The 19,845-nt window shown below is 33.8% G+C and carries 24 protein-coding genes and 1 riboswitch; all 24 genes read left to right on the plus strand.

Going from position 1 to position 19,845, the window contains the following annotated elements:
- Nucleotides 1-138 precede the first annotated feature (138 nt).
- A riboswitch (Lysine riboswitch) is annotated at nucleotides 139-326 on the plus strand.
- 132 nt (nucleotides 327-458) lie between these two features.
- Nucleotides 459-1,796, plus strand: a complete 1,338-nt coding sequence (lysA, locus tag ACPLVF_RS01310) for a diaminopimelate decarboxylase (RefSeq protein WP_424906022.1) — start codon at nucleotides 459-461, stop codon at nucleotides 1,794-1,796.
- Nucleotides 1,797-1,884: 88 nt separating this feature from the next.
- On the plus strand, nucleotides 1,885-2,496 hold the full coding sequence (locus ACPLVF_RS01315) for a site-2 protease family protein (protein ID WP_424906023.1): 612 nt from the start codon (nucleotides 1,885-1,887) through the stop codon (nucleotides 2,494-2,496).
- Nucleotides 2,497-2,528: 32 nt separating this feature from the next.
- Nucleotides 2,529-3,515, plus strand: coding sequence for a tryptophan--tRNA ligase (trpS, locus tag ACPLVF_RS01320; protein WP_424906024.1), 987 nt, complete (start codon nucleotides 2,529-2,531; stop codon nucleotides 3,513-3,515).
- A gap of 18 nt (nucleotides 3,516-3,533) precedes the next feature.
- Nucleotides 3,534-4,301, plus strand: a complete 768-nt coding sequence (locus ACPLVF_RS01325; protein WP_424906025.1) for a segregation and condensation protein A — start codon at nucleotides 3,534-3,536, stop codon at nucleotides 4,299-4,301.
- Nucleotides 4,283-4,816, plus strand: coding sequence for an SMC-Scp complex subunit ScpB (gene scpB, locus ACPLVF_RS01330; protein WP_424906026.1), 534 nt, complete (start codon nucleotides 4,283-4,285; stop codon nucleotides 4,814-4,816). The genes ACPLVF_RS01325 and scpB overlap by 19 nt, the downstream gene beginning before the upstream one ends.
- Before the next feature lie 11 nt (nucleotides 4,817-4,827).
- Entirely contained in the window at nucleotides 4,828-5,454 is a 627-nt protein-coding gene (locus tag ACPLVF_RS01335; RefSeq protein WP_424906027.1) for a DUF2953 domain-containing protein, read from the plus strand.
- A complete protein-coding gene (gene ytfJ, locus ACPLVF_RS01340) occupies nucleotides 5,435-5,851 on the plus strand; it encodes a GerW family sporulation protein (protein WP_424906028.1) in 417 nt (138 codons plus the stop codon). Before ACPLVF_RS01335 ends, ytfJ begins: the two co-directional genes overlap by 20 nt.
- An 89-nt stretch (nucleotides 5,852-5,940) precedes the next feature.
- Nucleotides 5,941-6,345 (plus strand): MazG nucleotide pyrophosphohydrolase domain-containing protein, encoded by a 405-nt coding sequence (locus ACPLVF_RS01345; RefSeq protein WP_424906029.1) that lies wholly within the window; start codon nucleotides 5,941-5,943, stop codon nucleotides 6,343-6,345.
- 99 nt (nucleotides 6,346-6,444) lie between these two features.
- Nucleotides 6,445-7,590: a D-alanyl-D-alanine carboxypeptidase family protein gene (locus ACPLVF_RS01350; RefSeq protein WP_424906030.1), complete on the plus strand. Its 1,146-nt coding sequence runs from the start codon at nucleotides 6,445-6,447 to the stop codon at nucleotides 7,588-7,590.
- Between the two features lie 97 nt (nucleotides 7,591-7,687).
- Complete coding sequence (locus tag ACPLVF_RS01355) at nucleotides 7,688-8,443, plus strand: FCD domain-containing protein (RefSeq protein ID WP_424906031.1); 756 nt, start codon at nucleotides 7,688-7,690, stop codon at nucleotides 8,441-8,443.
- A 48-nt stretch (nucleotides 8,444-8,491) separates the two neighbouring features.
- Nucleotides 8,492-8,725, plus strand: a complete 234-nt coding sequence (locus ACPLVF_RS01360; protein ID WP_424906032.1) for a hypothetical protein — start codon at nucleotides 8,492-8,494, stop codon at nucleotides 8,723-8,725.
- A 6-nt stretch (nucleotides 8,726-8,731) separates the two neighbouring features.
- Nucleotides 8,732-9,805, plus strand: a complete 1,074-nt coding sequence (locus ACPLVF_RS01365) for a hypothetical protein (protein WP_424906033.1) — start codon at nucleotides 8,732-8,734, stop codon at nucleotides 9,803-9,805.
- A gap of 122 nt (nucleotides 9,806-9,927) precedes the next feature.
- On the plus strand, nucleotides 9,928-10,872 hold the full coding sequence (locus ACPLVF_RS01370) for a sulfide/dihydroorotate dehydrogenase-like FAD/NAD-binding protein (RefSeq protein ID WP_424906034.1): 945 nt from the start codon (nucleotides 9,928-9,930) through the stop codon (nucleotides 10,870-10,872).
- Entirely contained in the window at nucleotides 10,869-12,149 is a 1,281-nt protein-coding gene (locus ACPLVF_RS01375) for an FAD-dependent oxidoreductase (protein WP_424906035.1), read from the plus strand. The genes ACPLVF_RS01370 and ACPLVF_RS01375 overlap by 4 nt, the downstream gene beginning before the upstream one ends.
- A complete protein-coding gene (locus ACPLVF_RS01380; RefSeq protein ID WP_424906036.1) occupies nucleotides 12,149-12,901 on the plus strand; it encodes a pseudouridine synthase in 753 nt (250 codons plus the stop codon). The genes ACPLVF_RS01375 and ACPLVF_RS01380 overlap by 1 nt, the downstream gene beginning before the upstream one ends.
- 12 nt (nucleotides 12,902-12,913) lie before the next feature.
- Nucleotides 12,914-13,372 carry a GNAT family N-acetyltransferase gene (locus ACPLVF_RS01385; protein WP_424906037.1) on the plus strand — a complete coding sequence of 153 codons (459 nt, stop codon included), beginning with the start codon at nucleotides 12,914-12,916 and terminating at the stop codon, nucleotides 13,370-13,372.
- A 111-nt stretch (nucleotides 13,373-13,483) separates the two neighbouring features.
- Nucleotides 13,484-14,308, plus strand: a complete 825-nt coding sequence (gene speE, locus ACPLVF_RS01390) for a polyamine aminopropyltransferase (RefSeq protein WP_424906038.1) — start codon at nucleotides 13,484-13,486, stop codon at nucleotides 14,306-14,308.
- A 13-nt stretch (nucleotides 14,309-14,321) separates the two neighbouring features.
- On the plus strand, nucleotides 14,322-15,185 hold the full coding sequence (gene speB, locus ACPLVF_RS01395) for an agmatinase (protein WP_424906039.1): 864 nt from the start codon (nucleotides 14,322-14,324) through the stop codon (nucleotides 15,183-15,185).
- A gap of 14 nt (nucleotides 15,186-15,199) precedes the next feature.
- Complete coding sequence (locus ACPLVF_RS01400) at nucleotides 15,200-16,450, plus strand: ABC transporter ATP-binding protein (protein WP_424906040.1); 1,251 nt, start codon at nucleotides 15,200-15,202, stop codon at nucleotides 16,448-16,450.
- Nucleotides 16,451-16,463: 13 nt separating this feature from the next.
- The gene (locus ACPLVF_RS01405) at nucleotides 16,464-16,925 is read left to right on the plus strand and encodes a hypothetical protein (RefSeq protein WP_424906041.1); all 462 of its coding nucleotides are present in this window, start codon (nucleotides 16,464-16,466) and stop codon (nucleotides 16,923-16,925) included.
- 24 nt (nucleotides 16,926-16,949) lie between these two features.
- On the plus strand, nucleotides 16,950-18,191 hold the full coding sequence (locus ACPLVF_RS01410; protein ID WP_424906042.1) for an NAD(P)/FAD-dependent oxidoreductase: 1,242 nt from the start codon (nucleotides 16,950-16,952) through the stop codon (nucleotides 18,189-18,191).
- A 9-nt stretch (nucleotides 18,192-18,200) separates the two neighbouring features.
- Nucleotides 18,201-18,563 (plus strand): chorismate mutase, encoded by a 363-nt coding sequence (aroH, locus tag ACPLVF_RS01415; protein WP_424906129.1) that lies wholly within the window; start codon nucleotides 18,201-18,203, stop codon nucleotides 18,561-18,563.
- A gap of 18 nt (nucleotides 18,564-18,581) precedes the next feature.
- A complete protein-coding gene (cmk, locus tag ACPLVF_RS01420; protein ID WP_424906043.1) occupies nucleotides 18,582-19,241 on the plus strand; it encodes a (d)CMP kinase in 660 nt (219 codons plus the stop codon).
- Nucleotides 19,241-19,822 (plus strand): lysophospholipid acyltransferase family protein, encoded by a 582-nt coding sequence (locus ACPLVF_RS01425; RefSeq protein ID WP_424906044.1) that lies wholly within the window; start codon nucleotides 19,241-19,243, stop codon nucleotides 19,820-19,822. The genes cmk and ACPLVF_RS01425 overlap by 1 nt, the downstream gene beginning before the upstream one ends.
- Nucleotides 19,823-19,845: the final 23 nt, after the last annotated feature.

Raw genomic sequence — 19,845 nt, forward strand, 5'->3', positions numbered from 1 at the left:
AAGTGACATTTTCACTGAGAAATTTTAATATGACATTATCACAGAAATACAACATCAACTATAAAAATGGTATTGACATCTATTAATTTATTGTGTTAATATATAAAAAACTAAATATCAATACCTCATCTCGAAATGAGTTGGGGTAGAGGCGCGGTAAGTCAAGAGTACTTTGGTGGAGGTGCGGAAAACCGGTGAAGCTAAAGGAAAGGGGCTACCGCCGAAGTGCAGCCTATTTTCCGGTAGGTTGTGCTGGGCCTATACCGAAGAGGTATAGGACTGTCACCAAAAAACCCCCAATTTTTTGGTGGAGCGCTACTTCAAATTCGGGGAGAGTGGGGTATTTGCCTTGCTTTTGATGAAAAAAGACAGCCGGCAAATACTACCGGGTGTCTTTTTTTATTAAATTGGCAAATATCTCCCCGAAAAAACAAAAAAATAAAAAAGGGGAGGATAATATGCTTTATGAAAATCTTTCGGTAAATGAAAAAGGGCATTTGGAAATTGCAGGTCTTGATGCAGTAGAGCTTGCAAAAAATTTTGGTACTCCGCTATATGTATTTGATGAAGGATTAATAAGGGAAAATTGCAGAAGGTTTAAAAATGAGTTATCTAATCTATACGAATCAAGCGGGGTAATCTATGCTGGAAAAGCTTTTATGACAATGAATATGGCAAAGATTATAAAAGAAGAAGGACTTTTCCTTGATGTAGTTTCAGGAGGAGAACTTTATACAGCAATAAAAGCTAATTTTCCTGCAAATAGGATATACTTTCACGGAAACAACAAATCTTACCAGGAATTGAAAATGGCGATTCAGTATGGTGTTGGTAGAATCGTAGTTGATAATTTTTATGAAATCGAATTAATAAATGATATTTGTAAAAAAGCAAGGAAAACGGTTGACATTTTACTCAGGATAACACCTGGTATAGAAGCTCACACTCACGATTACATTAAAACCGGACAAATAGATTCAAAATTTGGTTTCGGGCTTGAAAATGGACATGCGTTAATGGCTGTTAAAACTGCTATTAAAATGAAAACCTTAAATTTAGTAGGGCTTCACTGCCATATAGGGTCACAAATTTTCGATACAGAGCCTTTCAAAGATGCCGGATATATCATGATGGAACTTTTAAAAGTTATAAAGAATGAATTTAATTATGAAATTGAAGAATTGGATTTTGGCGGAGGGTTTGGCATTAGATATACAAAAAATGATAATCCCTTGCCAATAAGGGAATATCTTAAAGCTTTAACTCATTCTGTAAAAGAAAAAGCTGAAGAATACGGTTTAAATCTACCTAAGGTCTTAATTGAACCTGGACGGGCAATCGTAGGTCCTGCAGGCGTTACTTTGTATACTGTTGGCGCTATAAAGAATATTCCCGGTGTTAGAAAGTATGTAAGCGTGGATGGAGGTATGAGCGATAACATTAGGCCGGCTCTTTATAATGCAAAATATGAGGCTGTTATTGCAAATAAAGCTTCAAAACAGGCTGAAGAAGTTGTTTCTATTGCTGGAAAGTGTTGTGAGTCTGGAGATATGTTGATTTGGGATATTGAACTTCCAAGGGTTGAGCCTGGAGATATACTTGCAGTATTTTCCACCGGTGCGTACCACTATTCAATGTCCAGCAATTATAATATGCTTCCTCGACCGGCAGTGGTTTTTATTAAGGATAAAAAGGCGAGGTTGATCGTAAAAAGGGAAACTTATGAGGACCTTATTCGAAATGAAATTTTTGAAGATAATACAAAAACTGTTTCCTTTTTTGAACAGTCTATATAAAGGTGCGCAAAGAGCGCACTTTTTTATTTTTATTAAAATATGGTATAATGCTATATATAATAATTTATAAAAAGAGAGGATGTTACAAATGCCACAATTTTTCGGACCTGAAATGCTTTTAAGGATTCCTGCACTATTGGTTGCAATCACTTTTCATGAATATGCTCATGCTAAAACTTCTCATTTATTGGGAGATCCTACTCCACGATGGAGCGGACGTCTCACATTGAATCCTTTAGCTCATCTTGATCCAGTTGGACTTTTGATGTTGTGGCTTTTCCGATTTGGGTGGGCAAAGCCTGTTCCGGTTAATCCTCTTTATTACAAAAATAAAAAATTAGGTTTAATATCCGTTGCTTTGGCAGGACCTTTAGCAAATTTTGTTTTAGCTTTTATGAGCCTATTTATATTAAAGTTGGGCTTAGCAAAAGGTTACATCGAAAGTTTTTTATATGTTTTATTTTCCTACAATCTAATTTTATCGGTATTTAATTTAATTCCGATTCCACCATTAGATGGCTCAAAAATATTGATGGGGATCCTACCGGGAACGAATAATGAGATGTTTTATAAATTGGAGCAATTTGGGCCTTTAATTCTGATACTTCTTGTTTATTTAAACATTATTGATGTAATTTTGCACCCTTTAATTTCTATTGTTTATAGAATATTATTCGTTTTAACTGATCTTATTGTTTAATCTGCAATTATTCTTTAAAAGGAGTGAAAGCTATGTCAAAAGAACACAGAATCATGAGCGGAATGAGGCCAACCGCAAAGCTTCATCTTGGGAATATGATGGGGGCTTTGATGAACTGGGTAAAACTTCAGGATGAATATGAGTGCTTTTATTCTGTTGTTGATTGGCATGCCCTTACAACAGGCTATGCGGATACTTCAGAATTGAAAGAATATATTAACGAAATGGTTATAGATTGGCTAAGCGTTGGATTAAATCCCGAAAAATGCAATATATTTGTGCAGTCTCAGGTAAAGGAACATGCGGAATTGCATCTTCTTCTATCAATGATAACTCCTTTATCTTGGCTTGAAAGGTGCCCTACATATAAAGAACAACTCCGCCAGTTAGAAGGAAGGGAAATTAACACTTATGGGTTCTTGGGATATCCCGTATTAATGACAGCAGATATTTTAGCTTATAAAGCCGATAGGGTCCCTGTAGGAGAAGATCAGGCTCCTCACTTGGAGTTAGCTCGTGAAATAGTTCGTAGGTTTAATTATCTTTATAAACCTGTTTTTCCGGAGCCAGAAGCATTGTACACAGAGGCTAAAATACTTCCGGGTATTGATGGAAGAAAAATGAGCAAAAGCTACGATAATTATATTGCTATTTCAGCTTCTCCTGAAGAAATTAGGAAAAAGGTAATGATGATGGTAACAGATCCAAAAAGGATCAAAAAATCTGATTCCGGGCATCCTGAAGTGTGTACTGTATATGCTTTTAATAAAGTTTTTGGTGAAAAAGATAAAGTGAATGAATTAGGGGAATCCTGCAAAAAAGCTCTTATCGGGTGTGTAGAATGCAAAAAAAATTTGGCAGACCTTTTGATTAAATATATGGAGCCTATTCATGAGAGGAGAAAGATTTACGAGAAGGACCCTAATTTAATTAAGGACATTTTGGATTTGGGTGCAAAAAAAGCAAGAGATGTAGCTTCAAAGACTCTTGAAGAAGTTAGAGAGGCAATGAAGATTTAATAAACGAAGGTGAAAACTTTGATAAATGTAAAATTAGAGGCTTTTGAAGGCCCGTTAGATCTACTTTTACATTTGATTGAAAGAAATAAAATAAATGTCTACAATATTCCTATATCAGAAATAACCGAACAGTATCTTTCTTGCCTTGAAGATTTAGAGAATTTGGATATTGATACTGCAAGTCAGTTCTTGCTTATAGCATCAACGCTTTTAAGCATAAAATCTAAGATGTTATTGCCGCAGGCGAAGAAAAACGACGAAGCGCAAATGGAAATTTCTACTGCTTTTGATGAGGATCCGAGGGCAGAGCTGGTTGAAAAGCTTATAGAATATAAAAAGTATAAAGAAATTGCCATTCTCTTGAGGGAAAAAGAAGAAAAAGAAATGCTCTTAATGAAAAAGGAACCGGAAGATTTTAGTACTTTTTGGGAGGATGAAATTATCCTCCCAAAAATTTCGGTCAGGGATATAGTAAAAATATATCTTTCAATCTTAAGAGAAAGTAAAAACAAAAAAAGTCTTGAGGTAAAAGTGAATTTGAAAGATAGTGTTCCGCTAAAAGAAAAAATAAAACAGGTTTATAAAGAGTTATTAAAAAAGAAAAATGTTAAATTTACTGACCTATTTAATAAAAGCTGTTCCAGAATAGAAGTGATTGTTACTTTTCTTGCACTTTTAGAATTATTTAAATTAGGGAAAGTAGATATAATTCAGGAAAATCCTTTTGATGAAATTTTAATCTTATTAAAATTAGGGAGAGAAAATTTATGGACAAAGAGCTCTTAATGGGGATTTTAGAAGCTATTGTTTTTTCTTCAGGTGAACCCATTTCTGTTGAAGAAATTTCGAATTCCTTGGGAATTAAAAAAGAAGATATTTTTGAAGCAGTAGAAAGTTTGAAATTGGAGTATAAGAAGAGGCATAGGGGTATAACAATTTCAGTGATAGGGAACAGGCTTCGACTAACAACAAAACCGGAAATTTTCCCCTATCTTGAAAAAATATTTAAGCCCAAAATGAAGGTCAAGCTGAAAAGAGCAGCTTTAGAAACCCTTGCTATAATTATGTTTAAACAGCCTATTACAAAAACTGAAATTGAGATGATTAGGGGAGTAAATGTAGAAAAAACTCTAAGCAGCTTGATTGAAAAAGGTCTTGTAAGAGAAATTGCCCGAATGGATGCACCGGGCAAACCAATACTTTACGGTATTACCGACTATTGTCTTGAATATTTCGGTTTAGAATCAATAGATGAATTAAAAAATGAATATGAAAGCCTAAGGATTGCAGAAACTAATTAAGGGGATTATAAGTGGCAATAATATTGCTCTTTATTTTTATAATCTTTTTTGTATTTTTTTTTATTTTGCCTATAAACATCTATATTTCTATTCAATATGAAAAACCAAAAGATATAAAAGTCTTTGTGAATTTTTCCGGGTTTTTTTCTTTTAAGTTTGAACCAATAATTAGAAAGATAAATATAAAAATGTTTTTTCCTTTTTTGGAGTTTTCTGCGCAAACTCGCACAAAGAAATTGTCTAAAAAGAAAAGAAAGGCTAAGAAAAATAAAAAGTGGTTGGATAAGGAATTAATATATTTCTTTGGTAAAATGCTAAAATATATAAATATAAAAAAATTAAATTTTTACTGTAAAATAGGTTTTGATAATCCTGCTATCCTTGCTGAGATAGTGGGAGTGTTGTGGGGAGTGTTATTTTTTATTTATTCTTTTTTAGATAATTACCTTTGCATAAATAAAAAAAATTCTAAAGTATACATAGAACCGGATTTCTTGAAAAATCAAACTGAGGTAATATTTGAAAGTATAATATCCGTAAAGGTAGGCAATATTATAATTGCTGCAGTATATTATTTTTTGTCCAATACTTTTGGAAAAAGAAGAGAGGCGAAAAACTATGGAAGGTCATCCTATTGAAAGTTTGATGAAGACTGTTATGGAAAGTTTAAAAGAGATGATAGATGTAAATACAATAGTAGGGGACCCTGTAGAAAGCATGGATGGGAATGTAATCATACCTGTTTCAAAGGTTTCTTTCGGTTTTGCGGCCGGTGGAAGTGAATTTGCAATAGTAAAGAATGGGCAGGATAAGGAAAAAAAGGAAGAAAAACCACTGCCTTTTGGTGGTGGGACGGGAGCTGGAATAAGTCTTCAACCTATAGCATTTTTAATAGTTGGAGGAGGACAGATAAAACTTCTTCCTGTATATCAAAACGCTATGTGGGAAAGAATAATTGATATTTCACCACAAATTTTAGAACAAATTAAGGCTATCTTTAAGAAATCTGAAGAAAAGACAGCCCAGCCTATATAGACTGGGTTTTTTTCATTTGGTAATATTATTTTTGAAAAAGTACTTAAATAGGTAGAAATTGGCAAAATTAGATTTAAAGGGTGGTTGTGATGGAGCTAAAAAAAGCAGTTGAATTTATTTGGGAAAACAGGAAATATGAAACTCAGGATCCAAAGGAAGCAATAAGCCATCTTAATGAAGAAGTAGCTGAGTCATTGAAGGCCTTAATGAGGGGTGAAGTTTCCAAAGCAAAAAGGGAATTGGAAGATGCCTTATCTTGCTTATTTATAGCGCTCAAAGTAATGGATATAGACCCTGAAGAAGCAGTTAAAAGACAAGTTGTTCAGATGAAAAAGAGGCAAGGGAGATCAATGATCTTTAAAAAGGATAGAGTTGAGATATATGTAGATGGTGAATTAAAGGGTGGATGGTCCATAGGTTGCGAAGAGGATATAAAGGAAGCAGAAAAAATTGCAAAGGAATTTGGCTGTCATATTATTTACGAAGATAAATAATATTCAATTTTTAAAATAAAATTTTTATAAATCCCTCCATATTTTAACAGAATTTTTTAATATTTACTTACCCAGAATAAATTTATGGAGGGATTTTAAATGCGCAAATTTCACATAAAACATATATATAGAAAAATTTTTTTGTTTTTTTTAATAACAGTAATATTTATTTTTCAGCTTCAACCTCTAATTTTAGCAGATACTGAAAAACCTTACATCAATGCAAAGGCATTTGTCTTAATGGATAGGAATTCTGGAAGAATTCTTTATAGTAAAAATCAGGACTTAAAACTTCCAATGGCGAGCACAACCAAAATAATGACAGCAATCATTGCCCTCGAAAAGGGCAATTTAGACGATATGGTCTTAGTAAGCAAAAGGGCAACAAGAATAGGCGGATCAAAATTTTATCTAAAAGAGGGCCATAAGATTTCGTTAAAAAGTTTGTTATACGGACTTTTATTATGTTCCGGCAATGATGCTGCTATAGCAATTGCAGAACATATTGGTGGCAGTGTAGAAAATTTCGTTAGTATTATGAACAGTAAAGCAGCAGAAATTGGTGCATACAATACTCATTTTGCAAATCCCCACGGGCTTGACGATCCGGAGCATTATACGACGGCAAAAGATTTAGCTATTATTACAAGATATGCCCTTAATAATCCGGTATTTTGTGAAATCGTGAGTACAAAAGAGACAGAAATAGTTGAAGGAGACTTTAGGAGGAGAATAAACAATACCAACAAACTTTTGAGGATCGTTGATTATGTAAATGGTGTAAAGACGGGATATACGGGAAAAGCAGGAAAATGCCTTGTTGCATCTGCAACTTTAAAAGAGGTGAGCATTATATCTGTAATCCTCGATTCACAAAATCATTTTAAAGAGTCACTGAGATTAATAAATTACGGATTAAAAAATTATCGCCCTAAAGAATTAGTAGAAGAAAACAAGGTATATACGACCGTTAGAGTAAAATCCGGAATACGAGATAACCTTGATTTGATAGCATCAGAAAAAATAATTGCCCTTGTTGATGAGGATGAAAAAATAGAGATTAAAAGTTTTGTCCCGGATGAAATAAAAGCACCTATAAGAAAAGGTCAGGACGTGGGAGAGCTTTGTGTTTTTATAAATGGGGAGTTATCATACAAGGTTAAGCTTCAAGCTGCCTATGATGTACGAAGGAAAAGTTTATTTGATATTTTAAGGGAATTGATGTTTGAATGGGCGAGATTTTAAAAATTTAGATAGAAAAGAGGATTTTTATAGATTTTATAGAATAGATTTTATAGAGTAAATAAATTTATGTAGGTATATTAAAATAAGGAGAGGTAGGATGTCGCATAAAAAGGATGATATAATTTATTCTATTCTAAAAATGATTGCTGAAAGCACTGGCCCCGTAGGTTCGGGATATGTAAGGGAAAACCTAAAATTAAAGGGTATAGAATTGAGTGAAGCTACTTGCGGAAGGATTTTAAGGCAATTGGATACAGAGGGCTATACCGAAAAGATAGGTTTTAAAGGCAGGATATTAACAACTTTTGGGATGCAGAAACTAAAGGAATTAGAAAATGAACAAAAAATAAATGCTTACAGCAATGAGTTAAAAAAAGTAATTAAAGCTACAGGAAGACAAGAACTTTTAGATATCCTTGTGGCAAGAAAAGCAATAGAAAGCCAGATGGCAAAGCTCGCTGCAAAAAATGCCACGTTAAAGGAACTTAAAGAAATGAAAGAAGTTTTAGAAATTCAGCAGAGACATGTAGAAGAAGGTGTTTCAATAGCCGAAGAGGATGTAAAATTCCATAAATTGGTAGCTCAAGCTGCGAGAAACCGTGTTTTGGATGCTGCGTTAGACCTCATACGCCAATATGGACAGCTTTCTCCAATTCTTGAGTATATTAGGTTACAAGTTAAGGGAAAAATGCTTTATGATCATAATAAAATTTATGAAGCAATTGAAAAGAGGGATGAAAAGGCAGCAGAGGCAGCAATGATTGAGCATATCGAGAATTTGATGCATGATGTGGAAAAATATTGGGATATAATTTATTCAGGCCAAGAAAATTCGAAAGGAGAAAATAATTAAATTTTTTTTTAAAAATACTACTCATCTTTGATGAGAAGGAGGATTACTATGTCAAAAGCAATAGAAAAGGTTGTGGATGCTGTTGATTTGGAAACTTTTATTGTTTCTGAAAATGAAGAAGAAGGGAAAAAAACAGCGCTAACATTAATGAAGGAATTGGGTTTTAAAGATGTAGACTTGGTTTTCATACAATTTCAGGGTACCGGTGTACGCGTCAGGTTAAGAGGATATATATATAAGCCTGGTGATCGTTACAAGTGGCTTTTAAAAGAGGAGGAATAAAAAATTGTGATTACTATAGGGGTTGCTGGAACTGCTAAAAATACTGGGAAAACTACTACATTATCAGCTGTTATTGATGAATTATACCGAGAAAATCCTGACAAAATAGCTTTGACGAGCATAGGTTATGACGGAGAAGAAATAGATAATATAACAGGACTTTTAAAGCCTAGGTACAAATTGAAAGAAGGTGTCGTTTTAGCGACAGCAAAAGAAGCCTTAAACAAAAGCACTGGGGAATTTGAAGAGATTTGTGATACAAATATTTTTACCCCTTTAGGGAGGGTAAAGGTAGTAAGAATAAAAAAGGAAGGGCTTTTTGTTGTTGCAGGGCCAAATAAGGGAAGAGAAATAGAGGAAATTAAAAAAGTATTTTCTGAGATGTATATAACATACACTTTTATCGACGGTGCACTAAATCGTATTGCTCCAATGGAAAAAGCTGATGCTATTATTATTTCCACGGGAGCTGCTATGGATCCTAATATTGAGAAAATAAGCGATAATGCAGGAGCCATTTCTTATATATTCAATAACATAGAAAAAGCAGAATCTCGCTTAATAGATCTGTTAAAAGGGATAAATCAAATAACAATTATAAAGGACAAGGGTTTAAAAAAAATGTCCTTTAATTCTTTATTGGATGGCGAAAATTTAGATGATATTACAAAAGAAATTCATGAAAACGATCTTCTTTTTTTGCCAGGCCTTTCTGTAAATTCTTTATTAGGAGTGTTAATTGAAAGACTCATTGAAAAGAATTTTTCTGCTACAATTGTTTTTAAAAACCCTATCAAATTATTGCTTTCTGGGATTGCAGAAAAAACTGCAGATATTATCAATAAAGGTAAAAGTCACGGAATAAATTTTAAAATTCTTAAAAAAATTCCCCTTATTGCTTTTACTGTTAATCCTTATTATCCTCAATATAACCCTATAGAAAACATTTATAAAGAGGCATATATAGATGAAACTTTGCTTAAAGATAAAATGATAAAGAAAACAAATCTACCTGTAGTTAATATAAAAAAAGATGGACCTGAAAAATTGATAAATTTAATAAAAAGCTTAAAGGTCTAAATATTAATCCCTTATAAGGTAATTTCTTATAAGGGATTTTTTATTGTGCATTATCACAAAATTAAATTTTGCTACATATGGTAATAAAAAAAGCATTTTTATTTTCAAGGAGGTCTGAGCTAATGATTTTGAAATACTCTTGTATTGATATGGCTTCAGATTATTGTCCCTGCTATTTAGCCGAAACAGGAGATTGTGTTATATGTTCAATCTTAAGAGGACAAAATAATTGTGATTGCCGATGGCAGGGAATTTGTATTTTTCAAGAGTTTTTATGGAATGGTAAGAAAAAAGCGAGTTCTAGAAAAATGATAAAAGCAGAAATTGTTGATAAGAAAATTTTCACCGATAATCTTTTTATTTTTACTTTAAAACTTCCTAAGGATGTTCATACAATTTATTTCAGTCAAGCGGGGACATATGTTTTTGTAAAATCCCAAAATTCTCCTGATTTTTATGAGGTTCCTTTATGCGTAATGGATTTTGACGAAGAGAATAATTTACTGATTTTTGCAGTCCAGTTATTAGGGCCTAAAACAAAAGCTTTGTTTAAAGAAAATAAAAATATAGTCTTAAGAGGGCCTTATTATAATGGTATTTTTGGACTTAAATACATTAAATCCTCTTTTAATAGGAATTGTTTGCTTATAGGGAGGGGAATTGGTCAGGCATCGCTGATTTTGGTTGCAAAATCATTAAAAAGAGGATACAACAAAATTTTAGCAGTACTTAATCCAGGCAGCTTATCATATAATATCGCTAAGGAAATTCTTTTTAAAGAAGGTGTTTCTGTAAAAGAGGTCAATGATGAGTGTTATGAAGAAATAATTTTAAAAGATAATTATGATTTGATTTACAGTGCTGGGGCGGATTTTCAACACAATTTTATTTATGATGTTATCAAAAGGAATAATTTAAAAGCAGAACTTGCCATTTCTAATAATGCTCAAATTTGTTGCGGCGAAGGTGTCTGCGGCAGCTGCGCTGTTAATTTGAATGGTGAAAAAATTCGACTTTGCAAGATGCAATTAGAAGGGAAAAAGATATTGGAGGAAGGATTATTATGATAAGGGTTGTGATAATTGGAGGTGGATGGGCGGGATGCGGCGCTGCTGTTGCAGCAAGAAAAGCCGGTGCAGAGGTTATAATTATCGAAAAAACGGATATGCTTTTAGGGTGCGGCCTATTAGGAGGAATTATGAGGAATAACGGAAGATTTACTGCTGCTGAGGAAGCAATTGAAATGGGAGGTGGGGAGCTTTTTGAAATTGCTGATAAAACAGCAAGACATGTAAACATAGATTTCCCAGGACACAAACATGCAACTTTATATGATGTTACAAAAATAGAACCCCAAATAAGGCGATTTTTAAAAGAAATAGGAGTTGAGATAAAATTTATAAAAAGGGCAGTAGATGTGGAAATGAAAAAAAATACTATTAAAGGTATAATATTGGATGATGGGAAAAAAATATCAGGTGATGTCTTTATTGAGACAACAGGTTCCTCAGGGCCTATGGGCAACTGTTTAAAATACGGCAATGGATGCGGAATGTGTATCCAAAGATGTCCGGCCTTTGGGCCAAGGGTGAGCATAAGTCAAAAAGCTGGGGTTAATGATTTAGTAGGAAAAAGAGCTCCAGATTTATACGGTGCTATGAGCGGTTCATGTGAGATTAACAAGGATTCTTTAAGCGATGATTTGAGAAAAAAATTAGATGATGAAGGGGTGATTGTCCTTAAATTACCTGAAGAATTAATCAATAGAGAAAAACTTTCAATGAAGGTCTGTCAGCAATATGCTTTAAATGAATACGCAGAAAATATAGTACTTTTGGATACGGGTCATGTAAAATTAATGTCTCCTTATTTTAATTTAGAAGATTTAAGAAAAATCGATGGATTGGAAAATGTTATGTATGAAGGGCCTTATGCCGCAAGCAGAGGAAATTCAATAAGATATATGTCTATGGCTCCGAGAGATAACTTTATGAAGGTTGTAGGTGTGGAGAACCTGTTTTGCGCTGGTGAAAAATCAGGGCCCTTTGTGGGTCACACAGAAGCAATAGTTACAGGACTGGTAGCTGGCCATAATGCCGTAAGGAAAGCAGCAAATAAAGATTTAATACAATTGCCTTTGAGCACTGCAATTGGTGATATTGTTTATTATGTTAACCAAGAATTAAAAAAAACCGATGGATTATATAAGAGATTTACCTTTGCGGGGTCGATTTATTTTGAGCGGATGAAACAATTGGGTCTTTATACCATAGATAAAAAACAAATAAGTGAAAGAATTCATAAAGAAGGCCTTACCGGATTTTTTGAGAAAAAAGTGTTATAATGCTTTTAAAAATTATAAAAGATAAGGGGAGTTGCTTATTGGAACTAAGACTGCAAAAATTCCTATCAATGGCGGGAGTAGCTTCAAGGCGGGCTGCTGAAGAATTGATTTCACAAAAAAGGGTAAAGGTAAATGGTGTTACTGTAACAAAGCCCGGAATAAAAATTGATACCGAGAAGGACACTGTTGAAGTTGACGGAAAGGTTTGCGAATTAAAAAATACCTATGTTTATATAATGTTAAATAAACCGAAGGGGTATATAACTACTCTTTATGACCCCTTCGGTCGTCCTACTATTCTTGACCTTGTAAAAGGCTTGAAGACAAGAGTTTTTCCTGTTGGTAGGCTGGACAAAGATACTGAAGGGTTATTATTGTTGACCAATGATGGAGAACTTGCTTATAAACTAACCCATCCTAAGCATGGGATTGAAAAGACCTACATTGTTAAAGTAAAGGGAAAAGTTTCAAAAAAAGCTGTCAATGTTTTGCAAAAGGGTGTAATATTAGAAGAGGGAAAAACATCACCTGCCAAAGTAAGAATCTTAAAGAGTGGTATTGATTTTACTATTTTAGAAGTTAAAATACATGAAGGAAAAAAAAGGCAGATCCGCAGGATGTGTGAAAAGGTTGGACATCCCGTAATAGAATTAAAAAGAATAAAAATTGGTGAGTTAACACTAAAAGGTTTAAAAGCAGGAGAGTGGAGGCATTTAACAAATAAAGAAATAGAATATTTGAAAAATCTGTAAGGAGGGGTCTTGATGGTAATATTTAGAAGGGCGAAAAAGGAAGATTTTGATAGAATAAAAGAGATTGTTACAACCTGTAGCCTTTGCGGATGCGGTTTGGAGAAATGGTTTTCAAATTTTATGGTTATTGAAGAAGATGAAAAAGTGATTGGTACAGGAGGACTTGAAATTTACGGCGAATACGCAGTTTTGCGCTCGGTAGCAGTACTGCCGGAGTTTAGAAACCAAGGGTTAGGAGATGGTCTTGTTAGGTCGCTAATTAATTTAGCTGATAGGCTGGGAGTTAAAACAATTTACCTATTTACGGAAAAAGCAATGGGCTTTTTTGAGAAAATAGGGTTTAAAAAAACGTCAAGGGAAGAAATTCAAGAAAAATGCCCAAATACCGACCAGCTTTCAGGCTGCCCTTTAAATGCTACACCAATGAAACTGGATATAAATGAGTTTTTTAGTAATATTAAGTGTAAATAGTTAAATGAGCTTTTATGTTAATGTGATAAGAGTACCTATTTGAATATTTTCGCCATATTTGGTATAATTTTTCCGATATAGAAGAAGCAAAATAAAAAGGAGTGAAGGGATTTGGAATTTTGGTTTAGTGAATACCAGTCAAAAGATATAAAAATGAGCTACAGGATAAAAATGCAGCTTCACCGTGAAAAAACTAAATTTCAGGATCTTGCGGTGTTTGACAGTGAAGGTTGCGGAAGGATATTGGTTTTAGACGATGTAGTCCAGCTTACAACTAAGGATGAATTTGTTTACCATGAAATGATGTCTCATGTTCCACTATTTACTCACGGAAATGCGAAAAAAGTGTTGGTTATAGGCGGTGGAGATGGAGGAACCTTAAGGGAAATTTTAAAACATCCTGTTGAAGAAGCTCACCTTGTTGAAATTGACGAAGGAGTAATTGAAGCGGCAAAAAAATATTTTCCCGAGCTCAGTATAGCTTTTAAGGATGAGCGTGCAAAAATTTTCTGCGAAGATGGCATAGCGTTTATTAAAGACAAGAAAAACTTTTATGATGTTATAATAATTGACTCTACAGACCCAATAGGCCCTGCAGTTGGCCTTTTTGCAAAAGAATTTTATAAAAATGTCTATGAAGCTCTTACAGAGGATGGTATTTTTGTTGCCCAAACGGAATCACCTTTCTTTTACAGCGATTTATTAAAAAGGATTTACACTGATGTTTCATCGATTTTTAAATATACAAATGTTTATATTGCGACAATTCCTACATATCCCGGAGCTCTTTGGACGTTTACTATGGGTTCTAAAAAGATAAATCCATTAGAAAGAACAGTTGAAAAGATTGATTTTTCGACAAAGTATTATACCCCAGAAATTCACAAAGCTGCCTTCGTACTGCCAGCCTTTGTAAAAGAAATTATTTCTAAATAAAGGGGAGGGTATTTTGCTCCAAAAAGAGCTTTATTTAAATACCAATGGATTTTTACGGTCAAAAAATAATTACGAAAAAAGCAAAGCTGTAATCGTGGGTGTACCCATGGACTTTACAGTAAGTTTTAGGCCCGGCACCCGAATGGGGCCTAAAAAAATACGAGAAGTATCCTATGGATTGGAGGACTACAGCCCTTATTTAGATGACAACTTAAATAATAAAAATTTTTATGATGCGGGAGATCTGGATTTACCTTTTGGGAATGTGGAAAAGAGCTTAAAAATAATAGAAAAATCCGTTGAAAATATATTGGAAGACGGCAAAATACCGGTATTTTTAGGGGGCGAACATTTGATAAGCTATCCTTTAATTAAAAAAGTAGCAGAAAAGAATCCGGAACTTGCCGTTCTGCATTTTGATGCTCATGCTGATTTAAGAGATGAATTTTTTGGTGAAAAGCTTTCACATGCAACCGTTTTAAGAAGAGCGTGCGAGCATATAAAAGATAAAAGACTTTATCAATTCGGTATTAGATCCGGCGTTAAAGAAGAATTTGATTTTATTAGCCAACATGGGTATTTAAGCTTTGCAGAAGTAAAAGAAGGTTTTATGAAAAAATTTGATGAATTTAAAAATTATCCTCTTTACATTACCATTGACATTGATGTCTTTGATCCTGCATATGCTCCAGGAACGGGGACTCCTGAACCTGGAGGATGCACCTCTAAGGATTTTTTTGATATAATCCCTTATTTTAAAAAATTAAACATAGTGGGTATTGACCTTGTAGAGGTATCACCGATTAATGATATATCTGAAAGGACATCTTTGCTTGCAGCAAAGATTTTAAGGGAGATACTTATCTGTTTGTGTTAAATGCAGGTGAAAATATGAATGAAGGTTTAAAAGTAAAGGATTTATATTTTGAATACGAAGATAAAAGTATACTAGAAGAAATAAATTTTCAAGTCTATCCAGGAGAATTTATTGGCATATTAGGGCCTAACGGTTCAGGCAAAACAACCTTATTAAAGAACCTGAACCGTTGGCTTTCTCCCAAAAAAGGCGCTATTTTTATAAATGAAGAAAATATAAAAAACTTTTCAATAAAATCCCTTGCACAGATTATTGCTACTGTGCCGCAAGATACGCAAATCAGTTACGACTTTACGGTTGAAGAAATTGTGCTTATGGGAAGGACTCCGTATTTGAAACCATTAGAAAAGGAAAAAGAAGAGGATTTCTTTATTGCTGAAAAATCTATGGAAGCAGTTGGGGTCTATAATCTAAAACATAATTTTATTACCCAACTCAGCGGTGGAGAAAGACAGAGGGCTTTAATTGCCAGGGCTTTGACCCAACAGCCGAAGATTTTATTACTGGACGAGCCTATATCCCACTTGGATATAAAATATAAATGGGAAATTATGGAGATATTAAAGGATGTATCAAAAAATAAGGGCATAATAATAATTGCAACTTTGCATGATATAAATATTGCATCAACCTTTTGCGATAAAATTTTAATGTTAAAAAAGGGAAGAATTTTTAAATTCGGTACCCCCAAGGAGGTAATAACACCAGAAAATATAAGAGAGGTTTTCGGTGTAGAATCTTTGGTATCGGGCTTTACAGAGAAAGGCGCTCCCTTGCTTATAACCTTTGGTAAAGTTGGGGAGAAATTAAATAGAAAAAAATTTATAGATAAAGTTCACGTAATTTGTGGCGGGGGTTCAGGTGAAAATATATTAATGTTTTTAGAAAAAAAGGGATACGAAGTTTCCTGCGGTGTTTTGAATATTGGTGACAGTGACTGGAAGGTTGCAAAAGCGTTAAATATCAAGGTTGCTGAAGAACTGCCCTTTTCACCAATTTCTGAACAAAGCGCAAAAGTCAATTTAAGTTTAATGGAAATAGCCGATGCAATTATTTTAGTTAATACTCCTTTCGGTAATGGAAATTTGAAAAACCTGCAGCTTTTAAAGGAAATAATTGACAAAAACAAAAAAGTTTTTGTGATAGAAGAAACACCCATAAGTGAAAGGGATTATACCAACGGAAAAGCTGAGGAGTTATACTGTAAAATTAAAGAAAAAAGTATTGTAATAAGCTCTGTTGAGGAACTATATGAATATTTTTAAGTTGGAGGTTTTTATGGTAAAGATAAAGCTGGGGGATGAAGTTGTGCAGAGTAAAATAAGGTTCAAAGTTCGCTTAGATTTCAGAGGCGAGTATAAACCGGGAAGATTTTTGTTTGGAAGTCGCCCTGTAGAACAGGTAGCTCAAATGGTGCGAGAAGAACAGTTGACACTTTTAAGAAACATGCCGATGCAAGGGATAACTTTGGAAGATTATGATATTTCTGCAGAGCCTTATGTGATATTTGATGATTTGATAGGCGAAAAAGTGGCTTATGCTCCGGCAATTCTAACTATAACAGCTGATTCCATAGAAGACATGGTCAAATTTATTATGAAAGAAGAATTTCGAAAAATAGAAATTATAGAACCTCCGCAGATGATAATCACAAATAAGGATTTAGAGAGAATTCTCTTCAAAATGGGAGAGGAGTTTAGATCACAGCTTATTTATTTTGCAAAGAGGTTAAAGAAATAATTTTTAATTAAGGTAGGTACCAAAATGAAAACAATAGCTGTTGTCGGAGGAGGAGCTGCAGGACTTATTGCAGCTTATTTTGCTAAAAATAGTAATACTGAAGTAACTTTGTTTGAAAGAAATCAAAATTTAGGAAGAAAAATATTAATTTCCGGCAAAGGGCGATGTAATTTAACAAATATTAAAGATGTACGAGAGATAATCGAAAATATTCCGGGAAATGGAAAGTTTTTATATAGCGCCCTTTCTCACTTTTCCAACATTGATCTAATTAACTTTTTTGAAAGGCTGGGAGTCAAAACAAAGGTGGAAAGGGGGGGAAGGGTTTTCCCAGCTTCGGATAAATCTCAAGATGTGGTATTAGCTTTACAAAAGGCTTTGATAAGTAAAAAAGTTAATATTAGGTATAAAACAAGGGTAAAGGAAGTAGTAGTTCATAATAATAAGGTGAAAGGTATAAAATTATATGATTCTTTGGAATATTTTCCTTGTGATGCAGTAATTATAGCAACAGGAGGACTTTCATATCCTTCAACGGGTTCTACTGGAGATGGATATGAAATTGCTAAAAGCTTAGGACATACAATAATTGATTTAAAACCCTCATTGGTTCCCTTAATTGCAAAGGAAAAGTGGGTTAAAGAACTACAGGGTTTAAGTTTAAAAAATGTAGAAGTAACATCCTACTTTGATGGGGAAAAAATAAATTCAGATTTTGGCGAAATGCTATTTACCCATTACGGGGTTTCAGGACCTATAATACTGACTATTAGCCGTGAAATTGTGGATTATTTAAAAGAAAAAAAAGAAGTAGTTATTTCTATTAATTTAAAACCTGCCTTAACAAAGGAAAAACTATACGAAAGGGTAATCAGGGATTTTGAAAAATACAATAGAAAATTATTTAAAAATTCATTGGACGACCTTCTTCCTAAAAAGCTCATTCCGGTTTTTGTCAGCCTTTCAGGTATTTCACCGGAAAAGCCTGTCAATCAAATGACCAAGGAAGAGAGGATGAAGATAGTAAACCTTTTATCAGATTTTAAAGTTACTATAATAGGCTGCCGGGAGAAAGAAGCCATAGTTACCCGCGGCGGTGTTTCGGTAAAAGAGATAAACCCAAAAACAATGGAATCAAAATTAATAAAAGGGCTTTTTTTTGCAGGAGAGGTTATTGACATTGATGGGTATACCGGTGGATTTAACCTGCAGGCTGCTTTTTCTACAGGGTATTTGGCAGGTATAAGTGCTGGTGAGGAAGGTTAGGTGAAAAGGGTGAAAGTCAGAGGTATTAGAGGGGCTATTACAGTTAATTCAAATACAAAAGAAGAAGTAATAAATGCAACAAAGGAATTGCTGCAAGAGATGATAAAAGAAAATGAAGTGGCTATTGATGATATTTGTTTTATACTGTTTAGCGCGACAGAGGATATAGATGCAGCATTTCCTGCGCAAGCGGCAAGAGAGCTTGGAATGGAAAATGTTCCACTTTTAGATTTTGCGCAGATGAAGGTTAAAGGGGCTTTAAAAAGTTGCATACGAATACTTATGGTTTTCAATTCCGATAAAAAGCTTGAAGAAATAAAACATATATACCTAAGAGAAGCCAAAAGGTTAAGGCCGGACCTAAATTTTTAATTTTTATAAGGGGGGAATTTGTTGGATAAAAATATAAAGATAGCAATTGATGGCCCTGCAGGGTCTGGCAAAAGCACAATTGCCAGGATTTTAGCTGAGAAACTTTCTCTTATTTATATAGATACCGGGGCTATGTACAGGGCAATTACTTTAAAAGCTTTGAAACTTGGAAAATTCACTAAAGAAGATATTATATCCGTGGCAGAAAATTCACAAATTGATTTTGATGGAGGGAAAATTTATTTAGACGGGTCTGATGTTTCAGAAGAAATAAGAAAACCGGCTGTTGATGAAAACGTTTCTTATGTTGCAAGTATTCCCGAGGTTAGAGAAAAATTGGTAGTGCTTCAAAAGAAAATGGCTGAAAAAAAAGGTGTAGTTATGGATGGAAGAGACGTGGGGACCGTAGTTCTTCCTGATGCCGATTATAAGTTTTTTTTAACGGCAAAGGTAGAGGAAAGAGCAAAAAGAAGGTATAATGAACTTTGTAAAAAAGGTATTTTTAAAGATTATGAAGAAATAAAGAAAGAAATCATAAAAAGGGATAAACTTGATGCAGAAAGGGAATGTTCGCCTTTTAAAAAAGCTGAAGATGCTGTAGAAGTCGATACAACCGGTAAGGATATTGAAACCGTAGTTAAGGAAATATTAGAATATATAAAAAAAGGGGTTAAATAATGCTTTACGGTGTGGCAAAATTTTTGTGTAAAATTGTCCTTTTAATTTTTTTTAGAATTGATGTTAAAGGGTTAGAGAAATTCCCCCAAGACGGGGCTGTTATAATGTATTCCAACCACAAAAGCTTTTGGGACCCCATATTAATTGGATGTATGCTGGATAGGACCGTAAATTTTATGGCCAAAGTAGAGCTTTTTAAAAATCCTCTTTTTGCATTCATTTTAAAAAATTTAAATGCCTTTCCTGTAAACCGTGGGGCTCCTGACCGAAAGGCCATAAGAAAAGCCTTACAGGTGTTAAATGAAGGGAAAGTATTAGGTATTTTCCCTGAAGGTACAAGGAGCAAAGACGGGATTTTAAAAGATCCTGAACCCGGAATAGCACTTATTGCAGTAAAAGCAGGTAATGTGAAACTGGTACCAGTAGCAATAAAAGGGGATTATAAACTTTTTTCAAAAATTGAACTTATAATTGGAGACCCAATTAATTTTGAGAGCAGAAATGAAAGATATAGTTCGGAAAAGATTAATGCCTTAAGTTTAGAGTTTTTCAAAAAAATTGAAGAGCTTTTGGTGTCTTAAAATTTTAATATATTGGGATGTGA

It is taken from the genome of Thermovenabulum sp. (assembly GCF_049701175.1).
In the GTDB taxonomy this organism is placed as follows: domain Bacteria; phylum Bacillota; class Thermosediminibacteria; order Thermosediminibacterales; family Thermosediminibacteraceae; genus Thermovenabulum.